We start from the raw sequence: 23,905 nt of genomic DNA, 5'->3' as shown, positions 1-23,905 counted from the left end.
ACTTGATCAGGCCCTGCAGCTTGGCGAAGGCGACCATCCCAGCACCATGGGGCCGGCGATCGTGTCTTACCCTGACCCGAAACTGACGCAGAGTCTCAGGCCGCAGCGGGACGTCACGCGGCGCCAAAAAAACAGGCGGGCAACAGGGCCCGCCTTGGGACGTCGGGCCTGGCCTTCCGGCCCGACACAGTGTCCGATCAACTCTTGAGCGCCACCAGGATCTCGTCGAGCATCTTCTTCGCGTCGCCGAACAGCATGCGGTTGTTGTCCTTGTAGAACAGCGGGTTGTCCACGCCCGCGTAGCCGCTGGCCATGGAGCGCTTCATGACGATGCTGGTGCGGGCCTTCCAGACTTCGAGCACCGGCATGCCGGCGATCGGGCTGGTCGGGTCGTCCTGCGCGGCCGGATTGACGATGTCGTTGGCGCCAATGACCATGGCCACGTCGGTGTCCGGGAAGTCCTCGTTGAGTTCGTCCATTTCGAAGACGATGTCGTAGGGCACCTTGGCTTCGGCCAGCAGCACGTTCATGTGGCCTGGCATGCGGCCGGCCACGGGGTGGATGCCGAAGCGCACGTTCACGCCCTTATCGCGCAGGGTGCGGGTGATCTCGAACACCGTGTGCTGGGCCTGGGCGACAGCCATGCCGTAGCCGGGAACGATGATCACGTTCTTGGCCTCGCGCAGCATCTCGGCGGTCTCGGTGGCGCTGACCGGCGTCACCTCGCCCTGGGGCTCGGCGGCCGCGCCGTCTGCCTTGGCGGCCGGCGTGCCTGCGCCACTGCCGAAGCCACCGGCGATCACGCTGATGAAGTTGCGGTTCATCGCGTTGCACATGATGTAGGACAGGATGGCGCCCGATGAGCCGACCAGCGCACCGGTGACGATCAGCAGGTCGTTGCTGAGCATGAAGCCGGTGGCGGCGGCCGCCCAGCCGGAGTAGCTGTTGAGCATGGACACGACCACCGGCATGTCGGCGCCCCCGATGGCCATCACCATGTGGATGCCGAACAGCAGCGCCAGCACCGTCATGATGATCAGCGGGGTCATGCCGTCGGCGACGCTCTCGGCACGGATGAACTCGCGGCCGTACCAGATCACCACCAGCAGCGCGATCAGGTTGAGCCAGTGGCGCGCCGGCAGCAGCAGCGGCTTGCCGCCGATCTTTCCGTTGAGCTTTCCGAAGGCAATCAGCGAACCGGAGAAGGTGACCGCACCGATTAGGATGCCCACGTAGATCTCGACTTCGTGGATGGCTTTCTCGGCACCTTCGAGTTGAAGCGACGTGTCGACATAGCTGGCGAAGCCGACCAGGCAAGCGGCCAGACCGACCAGGCTGTGCATCAGCGCGACCAGCTCGGGCATCTGGGTCATCTTGACCGCTTTCGCGGCATACAGGCCGATGCTGCCGCCCACCACCAGGGCGCCGACGATCCAGGGAATGCCAGCGGGTGAAACGCGCGGCCCGAAGACCGTGGCGAGCACGGCCAGCGCCATGCCGACCATGCCGTACAGATTGCCGCGGCGCGACGATTCCGGGTTGGACAGGCCGCCCAGACTGAGGATGAACAGGATGGCGGCTCCGAGGTAGGCCACCGTGGCAAGGCTTTGGGACATGAGTGTCTCGTCTCTTTCTTGTCTTGATCGGCCGGGGACGGAGCCGAAGGTCCGTCCCCAGGGTCCTTACTTTTGGAACATCGCCAGCATGCGGCGCGTCACGGCAAAGCCGCCGAACATGTTGATCGCGGTCAGCACGATGCCGGCGAAGGCAAGCCAGAGGATGAGCTGGTCCGGTCGACCGTTCGCACCGGCATCAGGCGGCGCGATCTGGATCAGCGCGCCTATGACGATGATGCTGGAGATCGCGTTGGTCACGCTCATCAGCGGCGTGTGCAGCGCGGGCGTGACGTTCCAGACCACCATGTAGCCGATGAAGCAGGCCAGCACGAACACCGTGAAGTGGCCCAGGAACGCGGCCGGCGCGAACGAACCGATGGCCCAGAACGCCAGCGCCCCCACGGCGAAAATGATGGCCAGCGTCTTGGCGGGCATCGGGCCGCCGGGGCCGTGCCCATGACCGCTCTTCTTTTCAACCGCTGCGGCGGCCGGCTTGGGCGCGGGCTTCGGAGCGGCGGCGATGGGCGGAGCCGGCCAGGTGATCTCGCCGTCCTTGATCACGGTCAGGCCACGGATGGCATCGTCGTCCATGTTGACGTTGATGACACCGTCCTTGGTCTTGCACAGCTCTTCGGTCAGGCGGAACAGGTTGGTGCCGTAAAGCGTGGACGACTGGCGTGCCATGCGTGAGGCCAGGTCGGTGAAGCCGACGATGGTCACGCCATGCTTGACCACGGCCTTGCCCGGTTCGGTGAGTTCGCAGTTGCCGCCCTGTTCGGCCGCCATGTCGACGATCACGCTGCCGGGCTTCATGCTGCGCACCATCTCGGCCGTGATCAGACGGGGTGCAGGCTTGCCCGGTATCAGCGCGGTGGTGATGATGATGTCCACCTCGCGTGCCTGCTGGGCGTACATCTCGCGCTGCGCGGCCTGGAAGCCTTCGCTCATGACTTTGGCGTAGCCGCCGCCGCCCGAGCCCTCTTCCTCGTAGTCGACCTTGACGAACTCGCCACCCAGCGAGACGACCTGGTCGGCCACCTCGGCGCGGGTGTCGTTGGCGCGCACGATGGCGCCCAGGCTGGCCGCCGCGCCAATGGCCGCCAGGCCGGCCACACCGGCACCGGCAATGAACACCTTGGCCGGCGGCACCTTGCCCGCGGCGGTGATCTGGCCATTGAAGAAGCGCCCGAAGGCGTTGGCCGCCTCGACCACCGCGCGGTAGCCGCTGACGCCGGCCATGGAGGTCAGCGCGTCCATCTTCTGCGCGCGGCTGAGCGTACGCGGCAGCGCGTCGATGGCCAGCACGGTGACCTTCTTCGCCGCCAGCTGCTGCATCAACTCAGGGTTCTGCGCCGGCCAGACGAAGCCGATCAGGGTCTGCCCTTCGTGCATCAGCGCCACCTCGTCGGCCGTCGGCGGACGCACCTTGAACACGATGTCGGCGCTGCTCCACAGCTCGGTCGCAGAGGCGGCGATGCTGGCGCCCGCTTCGCGGTAGGCGTCATCGGACAGGTCGGCCAGATCACCCGCGCCGGTCTCCACGATCACGCCAAAACCCAGCTTGGCCAGTTTGGTCACCACGTCTGGCACCGTGGCCACGCGCTTTTCACCCGGGAAGATCTCTCGGGGGACGCCGATGCGCTGCGGCGTGGGGGCTGCCGCGCCGGCCGCGGCGTTGTCGTTCGATGCGCCAGAAGTCATGCGTAGGTCCTCAGTCGATTTGTTGGAATTCGGTCAGTTGCTGCGCGACGGCGTATCAGGGGGCGGAAGCAGTGGCGGAACCGTCAGCCTGCCCCGAACACAGCAGGCGCTGTCCGTCGCGGCCTCGTGCTTTGGCACCCCCAGCGCACGCTGGCGGCGGACACGCCCTTCGGCAGCGGCTCTGTCGATGGCCCGGAGGTGCCGGGGATTACCGGCAAGGCTTCGGGTACCACCAAAGCCATCAGATCCACGAAGGCGCCGTTGCAAGGATCGTACGCTCCCCTGTTCGAAACGGCCCCTGGCCGCACATGACCGATCCGGCGACGGGCGCATTGTTGGTCGCACGGAGCGCTTGCGCCGCGCTCCTCCCCCCGTCTTCCGGATCGCGCAGTCTAGCGTGTCAGGCTTCACGGCGCAGCACTTTGCGCCAAAAAAGATGCACGTTGCGCCGCAGCACAACAACTCACTGCGAGTCATTGACAAAAGAAAAGCCCTGTGTTGCATCGCAACACAGGGCTTTCTGGAGCGCACAGGCCGTCTCCGGCGGTTCCCGCCTCAGGCGTCAGGCAGGGAGCTTTCCGAGCTTGCGGCGCGCCGCATCAAGCCGGACCTGTTCGGCTTTCTGTCGGGCTTCGACATCCACCAGCTTGATGATGATGAGCGACACGTTGTCACCGGTCGGCCGGCCGCGCTCGCGGGCACGCTTGATCAGCACCTCGGCCGCTTCACGCGCCGAATACACCGACAGCACGCCGCCCAGTTCCTCATCCGAGAAATAGGCCCACAGGCCGTCGGAGCACACGACGAAGCTGTCGCCATCGGTCAGCGCATCGGTGCCGCCGAAGTCGATCACCGGCTCCTTCTGCGCACCGAGACAGTGCAGAAGCAGATTGCGCTGCGGGTGGGTCTTGGCGCCTTCCTGGTCGAGACGGCCCTGGCGCATCAGTTCGCCGACCAGCGAGTGGTCCTTGCTGCAGCTGACCAGCCTGTCGTTGCGGAAATGGTAGATGCGGGAATCGCCGCAGTGCGCCCAGTCAGCGCGCCCACCGTTCATCAGCAGCACGCAGGCGGTCGAGTGCGGATCCTGCTCGGACGTAAAGCGGGTGAGCTTGATTACCACGTGTGACTCTTCCACCACACTGCGCAGCAGGTCCTGCGGCTTTTCCACCGACGGTGCGTAGGTTTCGAAGTTTTCGCGCGCCTTCAGCACCACCTGCTCGGCCGCCATGGCGCCGCCGCTGTGCCCGCCCATGCCATCGGCGAGCACGGCCATCAGCATGCCCTTGTGACGGGAATGCGGAAAAACCGCCGCGCGGTCCTGCTGTTCCTTGCGGTCGCCTATGTGCTGCGCAACGCAGCTGTCGAGTTTGAGTGCCATGAAGCTTTCCGGATACCTCGGCCGATTCTAGCGCCCGGACCGGCGGACCTTGTGTAACCGTCCGTTCATGTCTGCAACAGTCGTTCGCATTTCACGATTCTTTACACCGCAAGGCTGACGTGACGGTCGTTGATTTCGTCGATGTACTCGTCCAGCGCGCTGGCATGAATGCCCAGTTCTTCCAGCACCTCGCCGGAGCGCATGGTCCAGATCGGATCCGGCAGACCCTTGTTGTGCAGGTAGATGTGGGTGGCCAGCGCTACGATGCCTATGGTGCTGCGCAGACCGTAGGTGTCGTCTTCCGGCATTTCGTGGTGGTAACGGATGGCCTGCACGATGAGGTCCGGCAGACCCCAGTTGCGGGCGACCCAGTAGCCGACGGTGGCGTGGTCGAGGTTGAAGCGCACGTTCTCCATGCCGGTATCGACCCAGCACGATTCGTCATCCAGGTTCAGCGTCTTCCAGTACTCCTTGAAGCGCTGGGTCAGCAGCGGCACGCCGCAGTCGTGGAACATCGCGGCCAGATAGGCCTGATCCGGGAAAACGTTGCACACCGACACGCGCTCGCCGGCGACCTGCGACGCCAGGCTGGCGATTTCCTCGCAGCGGGCCCAGAAGCGCTCCATCTGCGGGCCGGGGCCCCCGGCGGCCTGACGGATGGATATGCCGCGCACCAGATTGATGGTCTGGGTCAGGCCGATCAGCATGAGCACCTGTTCGGCATTGGCCGGCGCGCGACCACGGCTGTAGGCGGGCGAGCGGCACAGTTTGAACAGCGCGGCCAGCACGCCCGGATCACGGGAAATGCTGCCGGCCAGATGCGACACCTCGAAATCCGGGTTGCGCATCAGGTTTTCGATTTCCTGAAGCAGACGCGGCTTGGGCGGAAGAAGCAGGGCGGACGATTCGAGGACGCTTGCGACGGCTTGGGGATCGGGTGCGGCAGCGGCGTGCGGCATGAAGGACTCACTCTTCGATTGATCTGCGGGCTGCGATCGTTAACGACTGCCCGCCCGAGAACTTGAGTCCTTCAGCACACTTCAGCCACCGCTACGCAAGGCCTCGTCCAGCCACTCGATCCAGTGCCGCACCGGTGTGCCGGTGCCGGTCTGGAGATGGGCGATGCAGCCCACGTTGGCGCTGGCGATGCCGCCCGGCTCGCCGGCCTGCAGCGCACGCAGCTTGCTGTCGCGCAGCGTCGCGGCCAGTTCAGGCTGCAGCAGCGAATAGCTGCCGGCCGAACCGCAGCACAGGTGGCTGTCGCTCACCGGCTGCAGGTCGTAGCCGGCCGCGCGCAGCAGTGCCTCGGCATGGCCGCGCACCTGCTGGCCGTGCTGCAGCGAACAGGGCGGGTGATAGGCCAGCGGCCGCCGGGTCGTGCCCTGCGCCGCGAACAGGCCTTCGATCTGCACCCGCTCGGCGGCGAGGATTTCCGACAGGTCTTTCGTCATCGCGGACACCCGTGCGGCGCGCTCGGCGTAAGCCGGATCGTCGGCCAGCAGATGGCCGTACTCGCGCACCGTGCTGCCACAGCCCGACGCGGTCATCACGATGGCTTCGACGTCGCCGCGCTCGATCGCCGGCCACCAGGCGTCGATCAGCGCCCGCATGTCGTTACGGCCGCCGTCCTGGTCATTCATGTGGAAGCGCAGCGCGCCGCAGCAGCCGGCGCGCGCGATCTCGACCAGCGAAATGCCCAGCAGGTCGAGCACCCGCGCCGCGGCGGCATTCACGTCCGGCATCAGCGCCGGCTGCACGCAGCCGGCCAGCACCAGCATGCGGCGTGCGTGACGCACCGGCGGCCAGTGGCCGGCGGGTCGCGCCGGCGCGACCTTGGCCGCCAGTGCCGCCGGCAGCAGCGGACGCGCAAGCCGGCCGAGCGCCAGCGCGGTATTGAACACACCTGGACGCGCCAGCGCCTCGCGCATCACCCAGCGCTTCGCGCGCTCGGCCAGCGGACGCGAACCGCGGCGCTCCGCCACCGCGCGGCCGATGTCGACCAGCTCGTGATAGCGCACGCCGGACGGACAGGTGGATTCGCAGTTGCGGCAGGTCAGGCAGCGGTCGAGGTGGGGCAGCACGGTGTTCGCCGGCACCTCGCCCTCGAGCAGCTGCTTCATCAGATAGATGCGGCCACGCGGCCCGTCCAGCTCGTCACCGAGGATCTGGTAGGTCGGGCAGGTGGCGTTGCAGAAGCCGCAGTGCACGCATTTGCGCAGCACCTTGTCGGCGGCGTCGCCTTCCGGCGTGTTGCGGATGAAATCGGCCAGTCCGGTCTGCATCAGTCGGCTCTCACAATTCTGCGTACAGGCGTCCGGGGCTGAACACGCCGGACGGGTCGAAGGCCTGCTTCAGGCGGCGATGCACCGCCATCACCTCGGGCGCCAGCGGCTCGAACACGCCGAGCGCACGATCCACCGCACGGCCGCCGCGGAACAGCGTAGCGTGACCGCCGAGCGCGCGTACCGCGTGACGCAGCGCGTCGGCGTCGATGTCGCTGCGCAGCCAGCGCTGCATGCCGTTCCATTCCACCAGCGGCCGGCCTTCCAGCGCCAGCGCGGGCGCCATCGGCGGCAGCGCGACGCGCCACAGCGGCGCGTCGCCGCTAAAGAAGGGATGACGCTGTTCGCGCACCGACTGCCACAGCGCGGCCGCCTCATCCGCTGCCAGCGGTTCGCCGCCGACGATGCGCACCGCGGCCGCAAGCGCCGGTTCGGCGCCGGACAGGCGCACCGCCAGCCGGCCGTCGTGCCACAGGGTGGCTGACAGCGGCAGCGGCTGCGCGCCCCACTCGCGCAGCGCGGACAGCGCGTGCGCCTCGTCCAGCGCCAGCACGCGGGTCTGTTCGGCCGGCGGACGGGGCAGCACCTTCAGCGTCACTTCGAGAATCAGGCCCAGCGTGCCGAAGCTGCCGGCAATCAGGCGCGACACGTCGAAACCGGCCACGTTCTTCATCACCTGGCCGCCGAAGCGCAGCACCCTGCCCTGACCGTCCATCAGCGTCACGCCGAGCACGAAATCGCGCAGGCTGCCGGCGCTGATGCGACGCGGGCCGGACAGACCGGCGGCCAGCGCGCCGCCCAGCGTGGCGTGCGGTCCGAAATGCGGCGGCTCGAACGCCAGCATCTGGTTGTGGGCCGCCAGCAGCGCCTCGACTTCGGCCAACCGGGTGCCGGCGTGGGCGGTGATGAACAGTTCCGACGGCTCGTAGGCGATGACGCCCTGCGCGCCGCGCATGTCCAGCGGCGTACCGCTCAGCGTCTGCGCGAGGAAATCCTTGGAGCCGCTGCCGTGCGGGCGCAGCGTGCGACCGTGGGCGGCCGCCTCCAGCACCTGCTCGCGCAGCACCGAATGAAGATGTGAGCTCATGGTCAGAAACGCGGCAGGTCGGGATGCGGCAGTTCGCCGTGGTGTACGTGCATGCGGCCCATTTCGGCGCAGCGGTGCAGCGTGGGCACCGCCTTGCCCGGATTCATCAGGCCGGCCGGATCGAACGCCGCCTTCACCCGGTGGAACATGTCCAGCTCGTCGGCACCGAACTGGCTGCACATCTGGTTGATCTTTTCCAGACCCACGCCGTGCTCGCCGGTGATGGTGCCGCCCAGCTCGACCGACAGTTCCAGGATATCGACGCCGAAGGCTTCCGCCCGGCGCACTGAATCCGGATCGTTCGAATCGAACAGGATGAGCGGGTGCAGATTGCCGTCGCCGGCGTGGAATACGTTGAGCAGGCCCAGATCGTATTTCTTCGCCATGGTCTCCATGGCTTCCAGCATGTCGGCCAGACGCTGGCGCGGAATGGTGCCGTCCATGCAGTAGTAGTCGGGCGCGATCCGCCCGGCCGCCGGGAAGGCCGCCTTGCGGCCGGCCCAGAAGCGCAGCCGCTCGGCCTCGTCACTGGAAATGCGGATTTCGGTGGCGCCGGCCGCTTCCAGCAGCACGCGCACGCGCGCGATCTCGTCCTGCACCTCTTCTTCGGTGCCGTCGGATTCGCACAGCAGGATGGCTGCGGCGTCGAGCGGATAGCCGGCATGGACGAACTGTTCGACCGCGGCGGTGGTGGCCTGGTCCATCATTTCCAGACCGGCCGGAATGATGCCGGCGGCGATCACGTCGGCCACCGCCTGGCCGGCCTTGCGGATGTCAGCAAAGGCCGCCAGCACGCAGCGCGCGACCCGCGGCTTGGGCACCAGCTTCACCGTCACTTCGGTCACCACGCCGAGCAGGCCTTCCGAACCGATGGTGACCGCCAGCAGGTCGTAGCCCGCGCTGTCCGGCGCGGCGCTGCCAATTTCCATCACCTCGCCGGCCATGTTCACCATGCGCACCCGCAGCACGTTGTGCACGGTCAGGCCGTACTTCAGGCAGTGCACGCCGCCCGAGTTCTCCGCCACATTGCCGCCGATGCTGCAGGCGATCTGCGACGACGGGTCTGGCGCGTAGTAGAGGCCGTAGGGCGCCGCGGCCTCGGACACCGCCAGATTGCGCACGCCGGGCTGCACCACCGCCTGCTGTGCCAGCCGGTCCACCGACACGATGCGGTTCAGGCGGGCGGTCGACAGCACGATGCCCTGCTTGTGCGGCGTGGCGCCGCCGGACAGGCCGGTACCGGCCCCGCGCGGCACCACCGGCACGCCCAGCCGGTGACAGGTGCGCAGCACCGCCACCACCTGCGCTTCGGTGGTCGGCAGCGCGACCGCCAGCGGCATTTCGCGCACCAGCATCAGGCCGTCGCACTCGTAGGCGCGCAGCCGGCCGGGATCGGCGATCAGACAGTCTTCGGGCAGCACGCGCGACAGTTCCGCGATCAGCGCGGCGCGGTCGATGCGAATGTCCGGTGTGGAGCTTGCGGCCTCGTGGGCCTGCGGCAGTGCGCTCATGGCGGCTTCCGGTAACGCGACACAGGGGCAGGATGATAACCGCAGACGTCGGCGCCCGCCTTCTGCGCCGCAGGATGCGCCAGCGCCGGAACGGAAAAAAGAAACGGCGCCCGCAGGCGCCGTTTCCGGGGAGGCCAGAGGTCGTTCAGACCTTCTTTTCGACGTAGATGGCGCGGAAATCGTTGACGTTGGTCAGCGTCGGCCCGGTCACGATGAGGTCACCGGTGCCGGCGAAGAAGCCGTAGGCGTCGTGCACGTCCAGCATGTGACGGGCGTCGATGCCGGCCGCGCGGGCGCGCGCCAGGGTGTCGTCGGTCACCAGCGCGCCGGCGTTGTCCTCGCTGCCGTCGATGCCGTCGGTGTCGCCGGACACCGCGTGGATGCCCTTCATGCCGTCGAGCGCGATGGCCAGCGACAGCAGGAATTCCGAGTTGCGGCCGCCTCTGGGCTTCTGGCCCGGCTTGATCGGGCCCAGCGTGACCGTGGTTTCACCGCCGGACAGCAGCACGCAGGGCGGTTCGACCGGGGTGCCATTGATCGCGCAGGCCTTGGCGATGCCGGCCAGCACCTTGCCGGCGTCGGCCGACTCGCCTTCGATCATGTCGCCCAGCACCAGCGGCGTCACGCCGTGCGCGCGCGCCACCTCTGCCGCCGCCAGCAGCGAGGCCTGGGCGGTGGAAATGACGCGGGTTTCGCAGCGCGCCAGGCGCGGGTCACCGGCTTTGGGCGTTTCCGATTCCGGCTTCGCCAGCCAGGCCATCACGGCCGCCGGCACTTCGATGTTGTTGCGGCGGATGATGGCCAGCGCATCCTCGCGTGTGGTGGTGTCGGGCACGGTCGGGCCGGAGGCCACCACCGCCGGATCGTCGCCCGGCACGTCGGAAATGACCAGCGTGAACACGCGCGCCGGGAAGGCCGCCTGCGCCAGCCGGCCGCCCTTCATCGACGACAGGTGCTTGCGCACGCAATTCATCTCCTGGATGGCCGCACCGCTGGCCAGCAGCGCACGGTTCACCGCCTGCTTGTCTTCCAGCGTCAGGCCTTCGGCCGGCGCCGACAGCAGCGCCGAGCCGCCGCCGGAAATGAGGGCGATCACCAGATCGTCCTCGGTCAGGCCCTGCACCTTTTCCAGGATGCGCTTGGCCGCCTGCTGGCCGGCCGCGTCCGGCACCGGGTGCGAGGCCTCGACCACCTCGATGCGCTGGCAGGGGGCGCCGTGGCCGTAGCGGGTCACCACCAGGCCGGACAGTTCGCCCGACCAGTTCTTCTCGACCGCCAGCGCCATCGAGGCGGCGGCCTTGCCGGCGCCCACTACGATCGTACGGCCCTTGGGCGGCGGCGGCAGGTTGGCCGGCACGCACAGATCGGGATTGGCGGCGTCAAACGCCGCCTGGAAAAGCTTGCGCAGGAATTCTTTCGGTTCGGGGGTACTCACGGCAACTCCGTCTGGTCTGTTCGTTTGCGGGGGATGTGTGGTCTGCGTGTATGTGCATGAACCGCGCAGCGCTGCCGGGTGATGGCCGCCCGCTGTCCGGCTGTCGCGGGGTGGGCGCCAGCGTGGGATGATGTGCAATTCTAGCGTGCGCCGGCCTTATATTTGCGCACACTTATAATCAATAGCTCTTATCGAACTCATCATGGGTCATCGACTTTCCAAGATTGCCACCCGCACCGGCGACGGCGGCGAAACCGGCCTCGGCGACGGCACCCGGGTCTCGAAATCCTGCCCGCGCGTCCATGCGCTGGGCGATGTGGATGAACTGAACAGCGCGATCGGCGTGCTGCTGTGCGAAGACCTGCCGGCCGACCTGTCGGCGCTGCTGACCGACGTACAGCACGACCTGTTCGACCTCGGCGGCGAACTGGCCATTCCGGGCTACCACCTGCTGAAGGCGGAACAGGTGGCCCGGCTGGACGCCGAACTGGAACGGCTGAATGGCTTCCTCACGCCGCTGAAGGAATTCATCCTGCCCGGCGGCACCCGCGCCGCCGCACTGGCTCACCTCGCACGCACCATCTGCCGGCGCGCCGAACGGGCGGTGATCGCCGCGGCGGCGGAAGGCAAGGTGTCGGACGCCAGCCGGCAGTACCTGAACCGGCTGTCCGACCTGCTGTTCGTGCTCGGCCGCACCTTTAACCGGCTGGCCGGCCGTGGCGACGTGCTGTGGCAGCGCGGCCGCGCGCACGACGGCGAAACAGGCTGAAAGGGCGGCCGGGGCACCGCCGCGGCTGAACACGGTTCGTGAGCCAAGCATCAGAAGCGCCGATCGGCGTTTTCGACTCCGGCCTCGGCGGCCTGTCGGTGCTGCGCCATGCGCGCACCGCGATGCCGGCCGAGGATTTCCTGTACGTGGCCGATTCCGGCTTCGCACCCTATGGCGAACGCAGTGCCGACTGGATACGGGCACGCAGTGCGGTGCTCGGCCAGTTCCTGCTCGACCAGGGCGCGAAAGCGCTGCTGATCGCCTGCAATACCGCCACTGCCGCGGCCGCCCAGGCGCTGCGCGAGCGCTGGCCCGGCCTGCCCATCATCGGCATGGAACCGGCGGTGAAACCGGCCGCCGCCGCAACGAAATCCGGCACGGTGGGTGTGCTGGCCACCACCGGCACGCTGGCCAGCAGCCGCTTCGCCGCACTGCTCGACACCTTCGGCCGCGACGTGCATGTGGTGACCCGGCCGGGCAGCGGTCTGGTCGAGGCGGTCGAGCGCGGCGAATTCGACACGCCGGCCACCCGCGCGCTGGTGGCCTCGCACATCGAACCGCTGCTGGCCGAGGGCGCGGACGTGATCGTGCTGGGCTGTACCCATTACCCCTTCCTGCGGCCGCTGATCGAAGCGGCGGCCGGACCGGCGGTGCAGGTGATCGACACCGGCGACGCGGTGGTGCGTCAGCTCAGCCGGGCGCTCGAAGCGCGCGGGCTGCGGTGCAGCGGGCGGACCGGCAGGGAAAGTTTCTGGAGCAGTGCGGCCCACGCCAGCGGGCGCGCAGCGCTGCAGCGGCTGTGGCCGCCGGCCGGCGCGATACAGCCGCTGCCGGTCTGATCAGCGCAGGATGAACACGGTCACCGCGACCCAGCCGGCCATGGCGGCGATCAGGTGACGGTCGCGGAACAGGTCGTGCGACGGATCGCCGCCGCCGCCCTCGCGGTGCATCAGATAGAGATAGCGGAACAGCCCGTACAGCACGAAGGGCAGCGTGTAGATCAGGTCCGAGGTGCCGTGAATGCGCACCGTATCCTGATCCACCGTGTAGAGCGCGTAAGCCACCACCGCACAACCGCCGGTGATGGTGATGAACTGGTCCAGCAGCACGGCCGAATAGTGGTCCAGCACCTTGCGGTGGGCGCCACCGCCCTCTTCCATCAGCATCATTTCGGCGCGCCGTTTGGCGAAGCCGAGGAAGAGCGTAAGCAGCAGGCCGCACATGAGCAGCCAGTTCGACGGCGGAATGCCGAGGCCGGTGGTGCCGGCCAGCAGGCGCAGCATGAAGCCGGCGCTGATCAGGAACACATCCAGCACCACCACCCGCTTCAGGCCGTAGCTGTAGCCGAGATTGATCAGGCCATAGACGCACAGCAGCCATACCAGCGTTTCACCGACCTGCCAGGCCAGCAGCAGCGAAGCCGCGGAACAGGCGCCCATCAGCAGCACCGCGACCGACGGCGACAGCGCGCCTGAGGCCAGCGGACGCAGGCGCTTCACCGGGTGCAGACGGTCCTGCGCGATGTCGCGGAAATCGTTCAGCGCATACACCGCGCTCGACATCAGGCAGAAGGCGGCAAAGGCGAGCAGCGCCGACTGCACCATGGCCGGCGCATGCCAGGCATGGCCGAACAGCAGGCCGAAGAACACGAAGCCGTTCTTCACCCACTGCTTGGGTCGCATGAGCTGCAGCGCGGCGGCGATCATCGCGGCGTCACTTCCCGAAATAGCGTTCTTCGAAATAGCAGCCGCAGTCCGGCAGCCATTTCGGAATGGCGTACCACAGCCGGCGGGCCGGTTCGAGCACGCCCTTGTGGTAGGCGGCGTAGTCGAAGCCGTGGCCGCGGATGCGCCAGAAGGTGGCGCCACGCACCTGCAGCGTGTCTTCGCTCACGTCCCGGAAATAGGGCGTGTAGTCGGCGAGATCCGGCTTTTCCTTGCTCAGGATGAGGATGTCGCGCCCGGCCAGCGTGCGGAAGTCGGTCAGCATGTCGTCGTGGCGGGCATGGCTGGAGGCCGGGCCGAACACCGCCCAGTAGCGGCGATGGTTGTAGCCCAGCGTGACCGAGGGCGAATAGCCGTCAGTCATCGGCACATAGCGCTCCAGGTCGTCACCCAGTGCGGCGATCAGTTCGTCCGCCTTCACCGTCTGCACGATGCCTGCGTAGCGGCGCTCGCCCAGCCGTTTCTCCCAGCTCTCGACCGAGGTGGTGCCGATGGCCAGCAGTGCCACCGCGTGCACCGCCGCGATGACCGCAGTGATGTTCACGGTACGGCGCAGCGTGGCGGCATCGACCGAGCGCGCGTACATCAGGAAGGCCAGCGGCACGAAGGAGAACACCCAGTGCAGGCCGATGGTCTTCAGCAGCGACAGCAGCGCGAACACCGCCAGCGGTACGCACACCAGCCAGGGCAGCGCCGGCTGCCGCAGCCAGCCCGACGGCGCGCGCACCAGCCGCCACGCCACCATCGGGGTCAGCAGCCACACCATCATGACCAGATAGAGCAGCGGCGTCTGCCAGCCCAGATGCGCGTTGCCGTGCCGGTTGAACACGTTGAACATCACGTTGGCCCAGCAGTGCTGGCTGTTCCACCACGCGTTGTACAGCCCGGCCGGCAGTGCGCACAGCACCAGCAGGCCGAGGCCCTTCCACTTCCACGCTGCCGGCCGCCAGACCGCCCAGGCGATGTAGGCCAGACCGAGCAGCACCGAAAAGTACTTGGACAGGAAGGCACCGCCGAGCAGCAGGCCGGCCAGCGCGAACGCCGGCATCGACCGGCTGCGCTGGGCGTGCAGGAAAGCCAGCGCCGACGCCACGCTGAAATACACCAGCGGGATGTCGGTGGTGATGAGCACGTCCAGCAGGCCGGCCGGCGCCAGCAGCATCAGCGTGGCGGTGCCCCAGCGCACCGCCGGCGCGTCGTCGCGCAGGACGGCGAGCATCAGCGACGACAGCAGCGCCGGCTGCAGGATGGACGGCAGGCGCAGCCACCACTCGGCCTCCGACACCGAAATCAGGGCCGCCAGCCACCAGCCCACCATGGGCGGATGGTCGTAGAAGCCGCCGGCGGGAATCTTGCCCCACCAGTAGAAATAGGCTTCGTCGCCGGTGAAGGGCAGCACCGCGCCCAGCCAGCCGCGGAAAACCAGCGTCAGCAGCAGGCTGATGAAATAGAAACGGCGCCAGCTGGAAGCCGGCGCCGCAGCGAACAGCGTATTCACCGATCAGTCGCGGTCGGCCAGCGCACGGCGGCGGGCGCGAACCGCTTCGGCCAGCACGTCGAGCAGTTCGACGCTCTTTTCCCAGCCGAGGCAGGCATCGGTGATGCTCAGGCCGTATTCCGGTTCCTTGCCGGCCACCAGATCCTGACGACCTTCCTTCAGGTGCGACTCGACCATGACGCCGAAGATGCGGTCCTCGCCGCAGGCGAGCTGGGCCGCAACGTCGCGCGCCACGTCCATCTGCAGCGCGCACTGCTTGCGGCTGTTGGCGTGCGAGAAATCGATCATCACCTTGGCCGGCACGCCGGCGGCGGCCAGTTCGCGGCACACCTTCTCGACCGCCTCGGCGTCGTAGTTCGGCTCCTTGCCGCCACGCAGGATGACGTGGCAGTCCTCGTTGCCGGCGGTCGACACGATGGCCGAATGACCGGCCTTGGTGACCGACAGGAACACGTGCGGCGCCTGCGCCGACTTGATCGCGTCGGAGGCGATGCGCACATTGCCGTCGGTGCCGTTCTTGAAACCGACCGGGCAGGACAGGCCCGACGCCAGCTCGCGGTGCACCTGGCTTTCGGTCGTACGCGCGCCGATCGCGCCCCAGGCCACCAGATCGGCGGTGTATTGCGGCGTGATGGTGTCGAGGAATTCGGTGCCTGCGGGCAGGCCCTGCTCGTTCACTTCCAGCAGGATGCGGCGCGCCAGACGCAGGCCGTCATTGATCTTGAAGCTGTTGTCGAGGAAGGGATCGTTGATCAGGCCCTTCCAGCCCACAGTGGTGCGCGGCTTTTCGAAATAGACGCGCATGACGATTTCGAGGTCCGCGGACAGACGCTCGCGCTGCGCCTTCAGCAGCTTCGCGTACTCCATGCCCGCCTTGTAGTCGTGGATCGAGCACGGGCCGATCACCACCAGCAGGCGGTCGTCGGCGCCGCGCAGGATGCGGTGGATGGCCTGGCGGGCGGCAAACGTGGTTTCCGAGGCCACATCGCTCGCCGGCAGTTCGCGCAGCACGTGCGCGGGCGGCAGAAGTTCGCGGATTTCCTTGATGCGGACGTCGTCGGTGATCTTGTGCATGGGGGCGTTCATGGGCTTCGTTATTCGGTACCGCGCCGGCAGTGTGCCGTAGCAAAGTCCGTGATTCTACCCTGCCGGCGAAGTTCCTTCCTTCATGCCGGCGGTGAACCGCCGGCCATCGGTGTCAGCCGCGCCGCTCGCGCCACAGCAGATGCACCGCCATGTAGCCGATGGCGGCCGCCGAACAGGCCATGATGAACAGCCCGGTCAGCAGCGGCAAGCCGGCTGCGCCTATCCACAGCCACAGCCCTTCCAGCCACCCGGTGCCGGCCATCTGGCCGATGCGGTCGGCACTGTGCTCGACCTGACGCAGCTCTTCCGGTGCGGCCGGCCGGGCCAGCACGAAGCGCCCCAGTTCGTAGGCACCCCAGTAGATCGGCGGGAAGGTGAGCGGATTCGACACCAGCGTACAGGCGGCGCTGGTGACCAGATGTCCGCGCAGCCACAGCGCGGTCAGGATGGCGAACAGGAACTGCGCGAATGGAATCATCAGCCCGAAGAACAGGCCGATCGACACGCCACGCGCCACGCTCTGGCGGTCGGCGCGCCACAGCCGCTCGTCCCGCAGGCGCCCGGCAAAGGGCGCGAGCGCGGGATTGGCGAGGATCTGTTCGCGCGTGGGTATCCAGCGCTTGAGCCAGGGCGGCATGGTGCAGCGGCGTCAGCGGAGTCGGATCAGGCGGTGCCCCCGACGGTCAGGCCGTCGATGCGCAGCGTGGGCTGACCGACGCCGACCGGCACGCTCTGACCTTCCTTGCCGCAGGTGCCGACACCGCTGTCCAGCGCCATGTCGTTGCCTATCATCGACACCCGGGTCAGCGCATCCGGACCGTTGCCGATCAGGGTCGCCCCCTTGACCGGATAGGTCACCTTGCCATTCTCGATCATGTAGACCTCGGCGCCCGAGAACACGAACTTGCCGCTGGTGATGTCCACCTGGCCGCCGCCGAAATTGACCGCGTACAGGCCCTTCTTGACCGAGCGGATGATTTCTTCCGGCTCGCGGTCGCCGTTGAGCATGTAGGTATTGGTCATGCGCGGCATCGGCAGATGGGCGAAGCTTTCGCGCCGGCCGTTGCCGGTCGGCGCCACGCCCATCAGGCGGGCGTTCAGGCTGTCCTGCATGTAGCCCACCAGCTTGCCGTCCTCGATCAGCGTGGTGCAGCGGGTCGGGTTGCCTTCGTCGTCCACGGTCAGCGAGCCGCGACGGTTGGGCAGCGTACCGTCGTCCACCACGGTGACGCCCTTGGCCGCCACCTGCTGGCCGATGCGGCCGGCGAAGGCAGAGCTGCCCTTGCGGTTGAAATCGCCTTCCAGGCCGTGGCCGATCGCCTCGTGCAGCAGGATGCCGGGCCAGCCCGGACCGAGCACCACGCTCATCGTGCCGGCCGGTGCCGGACGGGCGTCCAGATTGACGCGCGCCTGATGCACCGCTCTGGCCGCGTAGTCGCGCAGCACCGCGTCGGTGAAGTAGCCGTAGTCGAAGCGGCCGCCGCCGCCGGACGAGCCCTGCTCGCGACGGTCGCCGTCCTGCATGATGACGGTGACCGATACCCGAACCAGCGGGCGCACGTCAGCGGCCATGTGGCCGTCGTTGCGCATCACCAGCACCACTTCGTGCGTGCTGGCGATATGGGCCATCACCTGGCTCACCCGGCCGTCTTCGGCGCGGGCATAGCTTTCCAGCCTTTCCAGCAGCTTCACCTTTTCGGTGTCGCTCAGCGAACCCTGCGGATTGCGCGCGGTGTACAGCGGCGCAGGCACCAGCGCCGGCTGCGCCCGCACGATCTGGCTCTGTCCCTGGGACGCGATGGCGCGGGTGGCTCGGGCGGCCGCTTCCAGCGCCGGCAGGCTGATTTCGTCCGAATAGGCGAAGGCGGTCTTGTCGCCCTGGATGGCGCGTACGCCCACACCCTGTTCGATGTTGAAGCTGCCGGACTTCACGATGCCCTCTTCCAGGCTCCAGGCTTCGCTGCACTGGTGCTGGAAATAGAGGTCGGCATAGTCGATGCGATGCGCGCCCAGCATGCCGAACACCTGGTCAAGGTGGCTGCGCTCCAGATCGAAGGGCGCAAGCAGCGTGGAGCGGGCGGTGCCGATCAGATCGGCGGCGGTGACGGCGGTGGCACCGGCAAGGGTGCTGGCAGGCGTGCTCATGTAGCGGTGTGGGTCCGTTTCAGGTGCGCGCCGGACGCCCGAGGCGTTCGGCGATGGCGTCCTCTTCCACGCGCGGGAAGAAGTACTTGAACATCGATTTTTCTTCCTTCAGATCACGCCAGCGACCGCCCAGTTCATCGACCCGGGCACGATAGGTTTCGCGGGTGAGCCGCAGCAGCACCGCCGGCGCGCCGACGCGCTGGCAGATGCGCTCTTCGGCGGTGGCGAAGAAATCGAGATATTTCTCATAGAAGGAGCGATGGCGCGGATTGACCTCGATCAGCGCGTCGTCGCAGTCCTGGATGCGGAAGGCGTAGATGCACATCAGGTGGAACAGCGTGCCCATCAGGCGCTTGGACTTCACCGACTGCTCGACCGCGAACTTGCCGAACTCGCACACCTTGCGGCCTTCGCCGCGCAGCGCGCTCATCACGTCCGGATAGGTTTCATCCGCCGCCAGACCGGTGTCCGAATCGAGATTCACCGTGATGGTGCCATAGACGTGACCGTCGAATTCGGCCACCAGCGTGATCCGGTTCGGCGCCTCGTCGATCTGCTTCTTGGTGTGGTAGCCCCGCCACGAATACATCTTCTCGATCAGCAGGCTGGCGCCCTCGCGCCGGGTGGAATCGCTGCTCAGCAGGCGCACCCGGAACTTGTCCTTCTGCTGCGCCATCTCGCGCGTGCCCGGAATGTCTTCCTGCTCGATGCACATCGAGCGCAGACGCTCGACGTCCATGACCGTCACCTCCGCCAGCGTGGGCGGATTCAGGGACGGGTTGCGTGCAGGTTGGTCGGACATGCGGACAGGCCTCAGCAAGCGATGCGCCGGTGACCGAGCGCAGGAAGATTCTGCCTTATTTCAAAAAGATAATCCGGATCCATATCACCTACGACCACGCCGGGCCCGCGCGCGAGCCGGTTGATCACATTGCCCCAGGGATCGATCAGCATCGAATCGCCCCAGGTGCGGCGGCCGGACGGATGCACCCCGCCCTGGGCGGACGCCAGCACATAGCACTGGTTCTCGACCGCACGGGCGCGCAGCAGCAGTTCCCAGTGCGCACGGCCGGTGGTTTCGGTGAAAGCCGCGCCCAGCACCAGCAGCTTCATGTCGCCCAGCGCGCGGAAGTACTCCGGAAAGCGCAGGTCGTAGCAGATGGACAGGCCGACCCGGCCGAACGGGGTTTCCAGCGAAACAGGCCGGTGACCGGCTTCGATGGTGCGTGCCTCGTCATAGTTCTCGGCGCCCTTGGTGAAGGCGAACAGGTGCACCTTGTCGTAGCGCGCCACCTGACGGCCTTCCGGATCGTAGGCCAGGCAGGTGTTGCGTACCTTGTCGTCCACATCCGCGTGCAGCGGCACCGAGCCGCCGATCAGCCAGATGCCGTGGCGGCGCGCGCACTCCGACAGGAAGCGCTGTATCGGCCCCTCGCCTTCCGGCTCGCGTATGCCCACCTTGTCCGCCTCGTCGCCGGAAATCAGCGGGAAGTACTCGGGCAGCGCCACCAGGCGCGCACCCTGGCGGGCCGCCTCGGCGATCCAGTGGCCGGCTTCCGCCAGGTTCTCGGCCACCACCGGGCCGGACACCATCTGCACCGCGGCGACGCGGATGCGGGTCGATGCATTCATGATCAGCCTCTCGTCTTCAAGGGGTCGGGCCGGACGCGTCCGCCAGCTTGGCCACCACCGGATCGTCCCAGGAGCCGGTCACCGCGTAGCGGAAGGAGAACATCTGGCCCAGCGGGTCCTTCAGCACCTTCTGCGCCAGATAGGTAGCGACGCCGACCGCCGGATTGGCGATCAGCGCGCCGACCGACACGCTGTCGCTCAGCGCCGGCTGCACGTTCACGGTGAGGTTCTGGGTTTCCGCAGCGATATTGGCGCTGCCGCTCATCTGCACCCGGGCGGCCGGGCCGACCAGTTCGAAATCCGTGGTCTTCATGATGCCACGCTCGACCGCCACGCTGCCTTCGACCCGATCGAAGGCGAAGCCCTCGCTGAACACGTCGCGGAAATCCAGCGTGATGCGGCGCGGCAGCGCCTGCAGGCTCAGGATGCCGAGCAGACGCCCGGCGCCCGGATTGATCTTGCTGAACTGCCCGTTGCCCGCCTTCAGGTCGAAGGCGCCGGACAGCGTCGGATAGTCGATCGACGCCGGCGTGCCCTGCCAGCGCAGCGTGCCCTTCATGGTCGCGGTGCCGCGCCGCAGCGCGCCGGCATGGCCCAGGCGGTCCAGCAGCTTGCCGGCATCGGCGGTGTCTATCGTGAAATCAAGCCGGGTTTCACGGCCGCGCAGTCCACCCAGCGTAGTGCCCCAGGCGCCGCTGGCGACGAAGCTGCCCTCCGGCATCGTGAGCGCCAGCCGGTTGATCAGCCAGGCGCGTCGCTCGTTGCTGGCCTGCAGTTCCAGCCGGCCGAGCGGCCTGCCATCCAGCACGAAGCGCTCGGCCTCGATGTCCAGACCCGGCAGTTCGTCCAGTTCCTGCGGCGGTTCGCTGCTGCTCACCTTGCTGCCTTCGCCATCGCCGGTATCGAGCTTCAGCTGTTCGAAGCGGCCTTTCACGTGGCCCTTGCCCTGCGCGTTCCAGGTCAGCCGGCCGCGCGCCTGGCTGCTGGCCAGATCGATGTCCCACTGGTCGCCGCGGCGCTGGGCGTCGATCTTCGCCGCTTCCATCCAGTGGCCGGTCATTTTCAGATTCTTCGCCTCGATGCGCACCCGCGACACCGGCACCGGTTCGCCTTCGCCCGCGGTGTCTGCGGACGCCGGGGGCGGCGCGAAGGCGCGGCGCAGCGCGTCGAGGTCCAGCGTATCGGTGGTCAGCGCCAGCGCCACGCCCTGATCCGGCAGGGCCGGCGGCTGCGGCAGGCCGACCGCGCCGCGCTCCAGCACCCAGCCGCCGGCCGTGCTGCGGCGGACCAGATCGGCGCTGCCGAAACGGCCGGCGCTCACCCGCAGCAGTTCGCGGTCGGCCGGCAGTACCGGCAGGCCGCGCCGGGCGGCTTCCCGCGCATCCGGCGCAGCGATGCGCTCCACCTTCACCGTCAGCGCCTCGCCTGCCGGTTTGCCGAAAGGCGCCGGCAACGCGGAACTGACCTGCGACAGATCGCTGTCGACCGTCATGTCCAGCCCGTTGCGGCGCACGCCGAGCTTCGCCTGCCAGCCGGCGGTACCGGACAGTGCCGTCATCCAGGGCTGGCCGAACTGGGCGCGCACCGCCTCCATCGAGGCGCGGCCGCGTGCATCCACGGTCACCACGCCACCGCCGCCGGTGCCCACGTCCAGCGTCATCGGGAAACCGAGCACCGTGGCCTGGGCGCCGCGTATCGACAGCGAACTGTCGGTGAAGCCCACCTTGCCGGCAGCGTCCAGCAGTGGCGGCAGCGCGCTGTCGACCACCAGCCGGTTGCCGGCGAACACGAATTCGCCCTCGACCCGGCTGTCCTTCGAATGACGCAGCGGTATGGTCAGCGACAGCGCGAGCCGGCCGTTGCCTTCCGCCCGCATGCCGGAGGTAAAGCCGTCGATGCGCTCGGCCACCGGGCTGGCGTCGATGTAGCGCAGGAATTCGGCGGTCGGACCGGCGGCGGAGCCCTTGACCAGCAGCAGCTCCTCGGCCACTTCCAGATCCGGAATCTCGGCCGTGGTCGGGCCCAGCTTCGTGTTCAGGATGCGGCCGTCGCGCGAGGTGATGAGCATGCGCTTGCCTTCGAACAACACGTCGGCCCGCAGCTGCGTGATCGGCGGCCAGCTCGATCCGAAATCGACGGTCACGTCTTCGGCCTTCACCTTGACCTGGAACACTCCGGGCCGACCCTCGAACGGGAAATCGTCCAGACGGCCGCGCAGTTTCAGCGTGGCCTCGGGCGCCCGTCCGGCGGTGAGCGCGCTGCGCAGCCAGTCCCGCGTGTCCTGTCCGATGCTGAGCGGCAGGTAGCGCCACACCGCACGCGCGTCGCCATTGGCCAGCTTCGCGTCGAGGTCGATCTCGCCCGCGCTGTCGCCGGCGGTGCGGTAGCGGCCGTGCGCGCTGCCCTGCGCGTCGGCGTTCTGGAAACTGAGGGATTCAATCGCCACCTCGGTTTCGCCGTCGCTGCGCGACCAGCCGGCGCGCGCCCTGAACTGGGCAAAGGCGATTTCCGGCTGCGGAAACACCGCCGGCAGATCGAGCACCAGCCCGGGCGCATCGATCTGCACGCTGCCGCGCGCGTCACTGCCCTCGATGCGACCGCTCAGCCCGCGCACGCCGGGCAGGCTGCCACCGGCCCGCAGGCCCAGACCTTCCAGCCGGGCGCTGACACGGAAGGCCTCCGGCGCGGCCAGCGGCCCGGTCCAGCCGCCATCCAGCTCGTGGATCAGCCCTTCGGCGGCATGCCGGCCGAGCCGCTCCCGCACATCGTCCGGCAAGGGCAGGTAGCCGGCCAGCCGGGTGAGCGCGTCGAGATCCAGCGTGCTGGCGGACACCTCGCCGTGCTCGGGCGAACGGTCGGTCGCCGCCTGCCAGTGAATGTCCAGACTGGTCGGCCGCAGCGCCAGTCCGTCGCGGGTGGCCAGCTGCAGCTGGCGGGCGGATGCGACCACCCGTTCGGCGCTCAGCTGTTCCGCGCTGACCCGGCCGGACAGGCTGACCAGGTCGAGCAGCGGCAGTGCCGGCGCCAGCCTGAGCTGCACGTCGGCCAGCGCCAGTTCGCCGGTCACGCCGGTCAGCCGGGCGCCGTCGAAGCGCGACCACAGCCGCGCAGCGCCGCGGCCGCGCGGCAGTTCCATCGGGTAATCCACCCAGGTCTGCCAGACCGCCATGTCGGCGCCTTCCAGCGACACGAACAGCTCTCCGCTCGCAGTGCGCAGGTCGTTGCGGTCGGGCAGCGTCACCTCGCCGCGGATGTCCAGCCGGCTCGCCAGTTCGGCCGGCGGTGTGGCCGACAGGCCGAAGCGGTGGTCGCTGCCGGCATTGTCCAGCCGCATGTCGACATGGGTGAGCTGCAGCGGCGGCGCCGACGGGCGCTGACCGTCGTCCCATTCCAGCCGGGCGTCGCGTATGTTGATCTGTCCCTGCGACAGCAGCCAGCGGGTGAACCCGCCCTGCTCGCCGTCCTGCCGGATCTCCAGCCCGGCCACGAACAGGCGGCCGTCCGCTTCGCGCCGTATCCAGAGGTCGGGGCTGTTGATGTCCAGCCGGTGCAGATGCAGTTCGCCGCGCACCAGAGACGAAAAACCGAGCGCGGCCTCGACCCGCTCCAGCCGCAGCGCCGGCTGACCGGCTTCGTCCAGCAGCGTGAGTCCGCGCAGCGACAGCTGCGGGTGCAGACCGGTCCAGTCGGCGCTCAGGCTGTCGATGCGCACCTTGCGCTGCAGCGCGTCGCCCAGCGCCTGTTCGATGCGCGGGCGGTGCAGATCGACCTCCGGCAGCACCCAGTGGCGGGCCACCAGCACCACCGCGACGGCGATTACCCAGGCCCACAGTGCGGCCTCGAGCGCCCGGCCGGCATAACGCTGCCAGCGCGGACGGGCCGGTGCCGCAGGGCTCGGGGCGACCGCTGCGGCGGGTTCAGCGTGGACAGGCTCGGACAAGATGGATCTTTGCGGGCAGTCAATGCGTGGCTGACTGCGTCTGTGAAACGATGCGGAAGTGTACCTGCAACACGGGCCGTCACGGCGCTTGTCAGCTGCCG

Annotated in this window: 18 protein-coding genes; 2 read left to right on the top strand and 16 right to left on the bottom strand. The window is 68.1% G+C overall.

Annotation, left to right across the window (positions count from 1 at the left end; all coding sequences use genetic code 11):
* Positions 1-197: 197 nt before the first annotated feature.
* The 8 genes from pntB to METUNV1_RS19560 all read right to left on the bottom strand — a co-directional run bounded on the left by pntB (position 198) and on the right by METUNV1_RS19560 (position 11,010).
* Complete coding sequence (pntB, locus tag METUNV1_RS19595; RefSeq protein WP_008064841.1) at positions 198-1,616, bottom strand: Re/Si-specific NAD(P)(+) transhydrogenase subunit beta; 1,419 nt, start codon at positions 1,614-1,616, stop codon at positions 198-200.
* Positions 1,617-1,682: 66 nt separating this feature from the next.
* Complete coding sequence (locus METUNV1_RS19590; RefSeq protein WP_008064840.1) at positions 1,683-3,317, bottom strand: Re/Si-specific NAD(P)(+) transhydrogenase subunit alpha; 1,635 nt, start codon at positions 3,315-3,317, stop codon at positions 1,683-1,685.
* 562 nt (positions 3,318-3,879) lie between these two features.
* A complete protein-coding gene (locus METUNV1_RS19585) occupies positions 3,880-4,695 on the bottom strand; it encodes a PP2C family protein-serine/threonine phosphatase (protein ID WP_008064838.1) in 816 nt (271 codons plus the stop codon).
* Between the two features lie 101 nt (positions 4,696-4,796).
* Positions 4,797-5,654: an HDOD domain-containing protein gene (locus METUNV1_RS19580; RefSeq protein WP_008064837.1), complete on the bottom strand. Its 858-nt coding sequence runs from the start codon at positions 5,652-5,654 to the stop codon at positions 4,797-4,799.
* Positions 5,655-5,735: 81 nt separating this feature from the next.
* A complete protein-coding gene (gene glcF, locus METUNV1_RS19575) occupies positions 5,736-6,977 on the bottom strand; it encodes a glycolate oxidase subunit GlcF (protein WP_008064836.1) in 1,242 nt (413 codons plus the stop codon).
* Between the two features lie 10 nt (positions 6,978-6,987).
* Positions 6,988-8,064: a glycolate oxidase subunit GlcE gene (gene glcE / locus METUNV1_RS19570; RefSeq protein ID WP_008064834.1), complete on the bottom strand. Its 1,077-nt coding sequence runs from the start codon at positions 8,062-8,064 to the stop codon at positions 6,988-6,990.
* A 2-nt stretch (positions 8,065-8,066) separates the two neighbouring features.
* Positions 8,067-9,575 carry an FAD-linked oxidase C-terminal domain-containing protein gene (locus METUNV1_RS19565; RefSeq protein ID WP_008064833.1) on the bottom strand — a complete coding sequence of 503 codons (1,509 nt, stop codon included), beginning with the start codon at positions 9,573-9,575 and terminating at the stop codon, positions 8,067-8,069.
* 145 nt (positions 9,576-9,720) lie between these two features.
* On the bottom strand, positions 9,721-11,010 hold the full coding sequence (locus METUNV1_RS19560; protein ID WP_008064830.1) for a glycerate kinase type-2 family protein: 1,290 nt from the start codon (positions 11,008-11,010) through the stop codon (positions 9,721-9,723).
* A 202-nt stretch (positions 11,011-11,212) separates the two neighbouring features.
* Between METUNV1_RS19560 and METUNV1_RS19555 the strand changes: the two genes are divergently transcribed.
* The gene (locus METUNV1_RS19555; protein WP_008064828.1) at positions 11,213-11,779 is read left to right on the top strand and encodes a cob(I)yrinic acid a,c-diamide adenosyltransferase; all 567 of its coding nucleotides are present in this window, start codon (positions 11,213-11,215) and stop codon (positions 11,777-11,779) included.
* A 38-nt stretch (positions 11,780-11,817) separates the two neighbouring features.
* Positions 11,818-12,618 (top strand): glutamate racemase, encoded by an 801-nt coding sequence (gene murI, locus METUNV1_RS19550; protein WP_008064827.1) that lies wholly within the window; start codon positions 11,818-11,820, stop codon positions 12,616-12,618.
* On the opposite strand, the gene METUNV1_RS19545 is transcribed toward murI, so the two are convergent.
* The 8 genes from METUNV1_RS19545 to METUNV1_RS19510 form a co-directional block, all read right to left on the bottom strand.
* The gene (locus tag METUNV1_RS19545) at positions 12,619-13,485 is read right to left on the bottom strand and encodes a decaprenyl-phosphate phosphoribosyltransferase (protein ID WP_008064826.1); all 867 of its coding nucleotides are present in this window, start codon (positions 13,483-13,485) and stop codon (positions 12,619-12,621) included. It abuts the gene before it with no gap.
* A 7-nt stretch (positions 13,486-13,492) separates the two neighbouring features.
* A complete protein-coding gene (locus tag METUNV1_RS19540; RefSeq protein WP_008064825.1) occupies positions 13,493-15,001 on the bottom strand; it encodes an ArnT family glycosyltransferase in 1,509 nt (502 codons plus the stop codon).
* 3 nt (positions 15,002-15,004) lie between these two features.
* Complete coding sequence (aroG, locus tag METUNV1_RS19535; RefSeq protein ID WP_008064824.1) at positions 15,005-16,075, bottom strand: 3-deoxy-7-phosphoheptulonate synthase AroG; 1,071 nt, start codon at positions 16,073-16,075, stop codon at positions 15,005-15,007.
* 124 nt (positions 16,076-16,199) lie between these two features.
* A complete protein-coding gene (locus METUNV1_RS19530; protein ID WP_008064817.1) occupies positions 16,200-16,724 on the bottom strand; it encodes a DUF2062 domain-containing protein in 525 nt (174 codons plus the stop codon).
* A gap of 26 nt (positions 16,725-16,750) precedes the next feature.
* Positions 16,751-18,232, bottom strand: coding sequence for a metalloprotease TldD (tldD, locus tag METUNV1_RS19525; protein ID WP_008064815.1), 1,482 nt, complete (start codon positions 18,230-18,232; stop codon positions 16,751-16,753).
* Positions 18,233-18,251: 19 nt separating this feature from the next.
* Positions 18,252-19,034, bottom strand: a complete 783-nt coding sequence (locus METUNV1_RS19520) for an N-acyl amino acid synthase FeeM domain-containing protein (protein WP_043360373.1) — start codon at positions 19,032-19,034, stop codon at positions 18,252-18,254.
* An 11-nt stretch (positions 19,035-19,045) separates the two neighbouring features.
* Positions 19,046-19,864, bottom strand: a complete 819-nt coding sequence (locus tag METUNV1_RS19515; RefSeq protein WP_008064813.1) for a carbon-nitrogen hydrolase family protein — start codon at positions 19,862-19,864, stop codon at positions 19,046-19,048.
* Between the two features lie 16 nt (positions 19,865-19,880).
* Complete coding sequence (locus tag METUNV1_RS19510; RefSeq protein WP_008064812.1) at positions 19,881-23,804, bottom strand: YhdP family protein; 3,924 nt, start codon at positions 23,802-23,804, stop codon at positions 19,881-19,883.
* Positions 23,805-23,905 lie beyond the last annotated feature (101 nt).

Origin of the sequence: Methyloversatilis universalis FAM5 (assembly GCF_000214035.2) — a bacterium.
GTDB lineage: Bacteria > Pseudomonadota > Gammaproteobacteria > Burkholderiales > Rhodocyclaceae > Methyloversatilis > Methyloversatilis universalis.
Note: the sequence above shows the minus strand (reverse complement) of the source record. Positions and strands in the feature narration are given on the sequence as shown.

Bases quoted from the DNA above. Each gene is read 5' to 3' on its own strand.
- pntB (WP_008064841.1), bottom strand. From the start codon at position 1,616: ATGTCCCAAAGCCTTGCCACGGTGGCCTACCTCGGAGCCGCCATCCTG.
- METUNV1_RS19590 (WP_008064840.1), bottom strand. From the start codon at position 3,317: ATGACTTCTGGCGCATCGAACGACAACGCCGCGGCCGGCGCGGCAGCC.
- METUNV1_RS19585 (WP_008064838.1), bottom strand. From the start codon at position 4,695: ATGGCACTCAAACTCGACAGCTGCGTTGCGCAGCACATAGGCGACCGC.
- METUNV1_RS19580 (WP_008064837.1), bottom strand. From the start codon at position 5,654: ATGCCGCACGCCGCTGCCGCACCCGATCCCCAAGCCGTCGCAAGCGTC.
- glcF (WP_008064836.1), bottom strand. From the start codon at position 6,977: ATGCAGACCGGACTGGCCGATTTCATCCGCAACACGCCGGAAGGCGAC.
- glcE (WP_008064834.1), bottom strand. From the start codon at position 8,064: ATGAGCTCACATCTTCATTCGGTGCTGCGCGAGCAGGTGCTGGAGGCG.
- METUNV1_RS19565 (WP_008064833.1), bottom strand. From the start codon at position 9,575: ATGAGCGCACTGCCGCAGGCCCACGAGGCCGCAAGCTCCACACCGGAC.
- METUNV1_RS19555 (WP_008064828.1), top strand. From the start codon at position 11,213: ATGGGTCATCGACTTTCCAAGATTGCCACCCGCACCGGCGACGGCGGC.
- METUNV1_RS19545 (WP_008064826.1), bottom strand. From the start codon at position 13,485: ATGATCGCCGCCGCGCTGCAGCTCATGCGACCCAAGCAGTGGGTGAAG.
- aroG (WP_008064824.1), bottom strand. From the start codon at position 16,075: ATGCACAAGATCACCGACGACGTCCGCATCAAGGAAATCCGCGAACTT.
- METUNV1_RS19530 (WP_008064817.1), bottom strand. From the start codon at position 16,724: ATGCCGCCCTGGCTCAAGCGCTGGATACCCACGCGCGAACAGATCCTC.
- tldD (WP_008064815.1), bottom strand. From the start codon at position 18,232: ATGAGCACGCCTGCCAGCACCCTTGCCGGTGCCACCGCCGTCACCGCC.
- METUNV1_RS19520 (WP_043360373.1), bottom strand. From the start codon at position 19,034: ATGTCCGACCAACCTGCACGCAACCCGTCCCTGAATCCGCCCACGCTG.
- METUNV1_RS19515 (WP_008064813.1), bottom strand. From the start codon at position 19,864: ATGAATGCATCGACCCGCATCCGCGTCGCCGCGGTGCAGATGGTGTCC.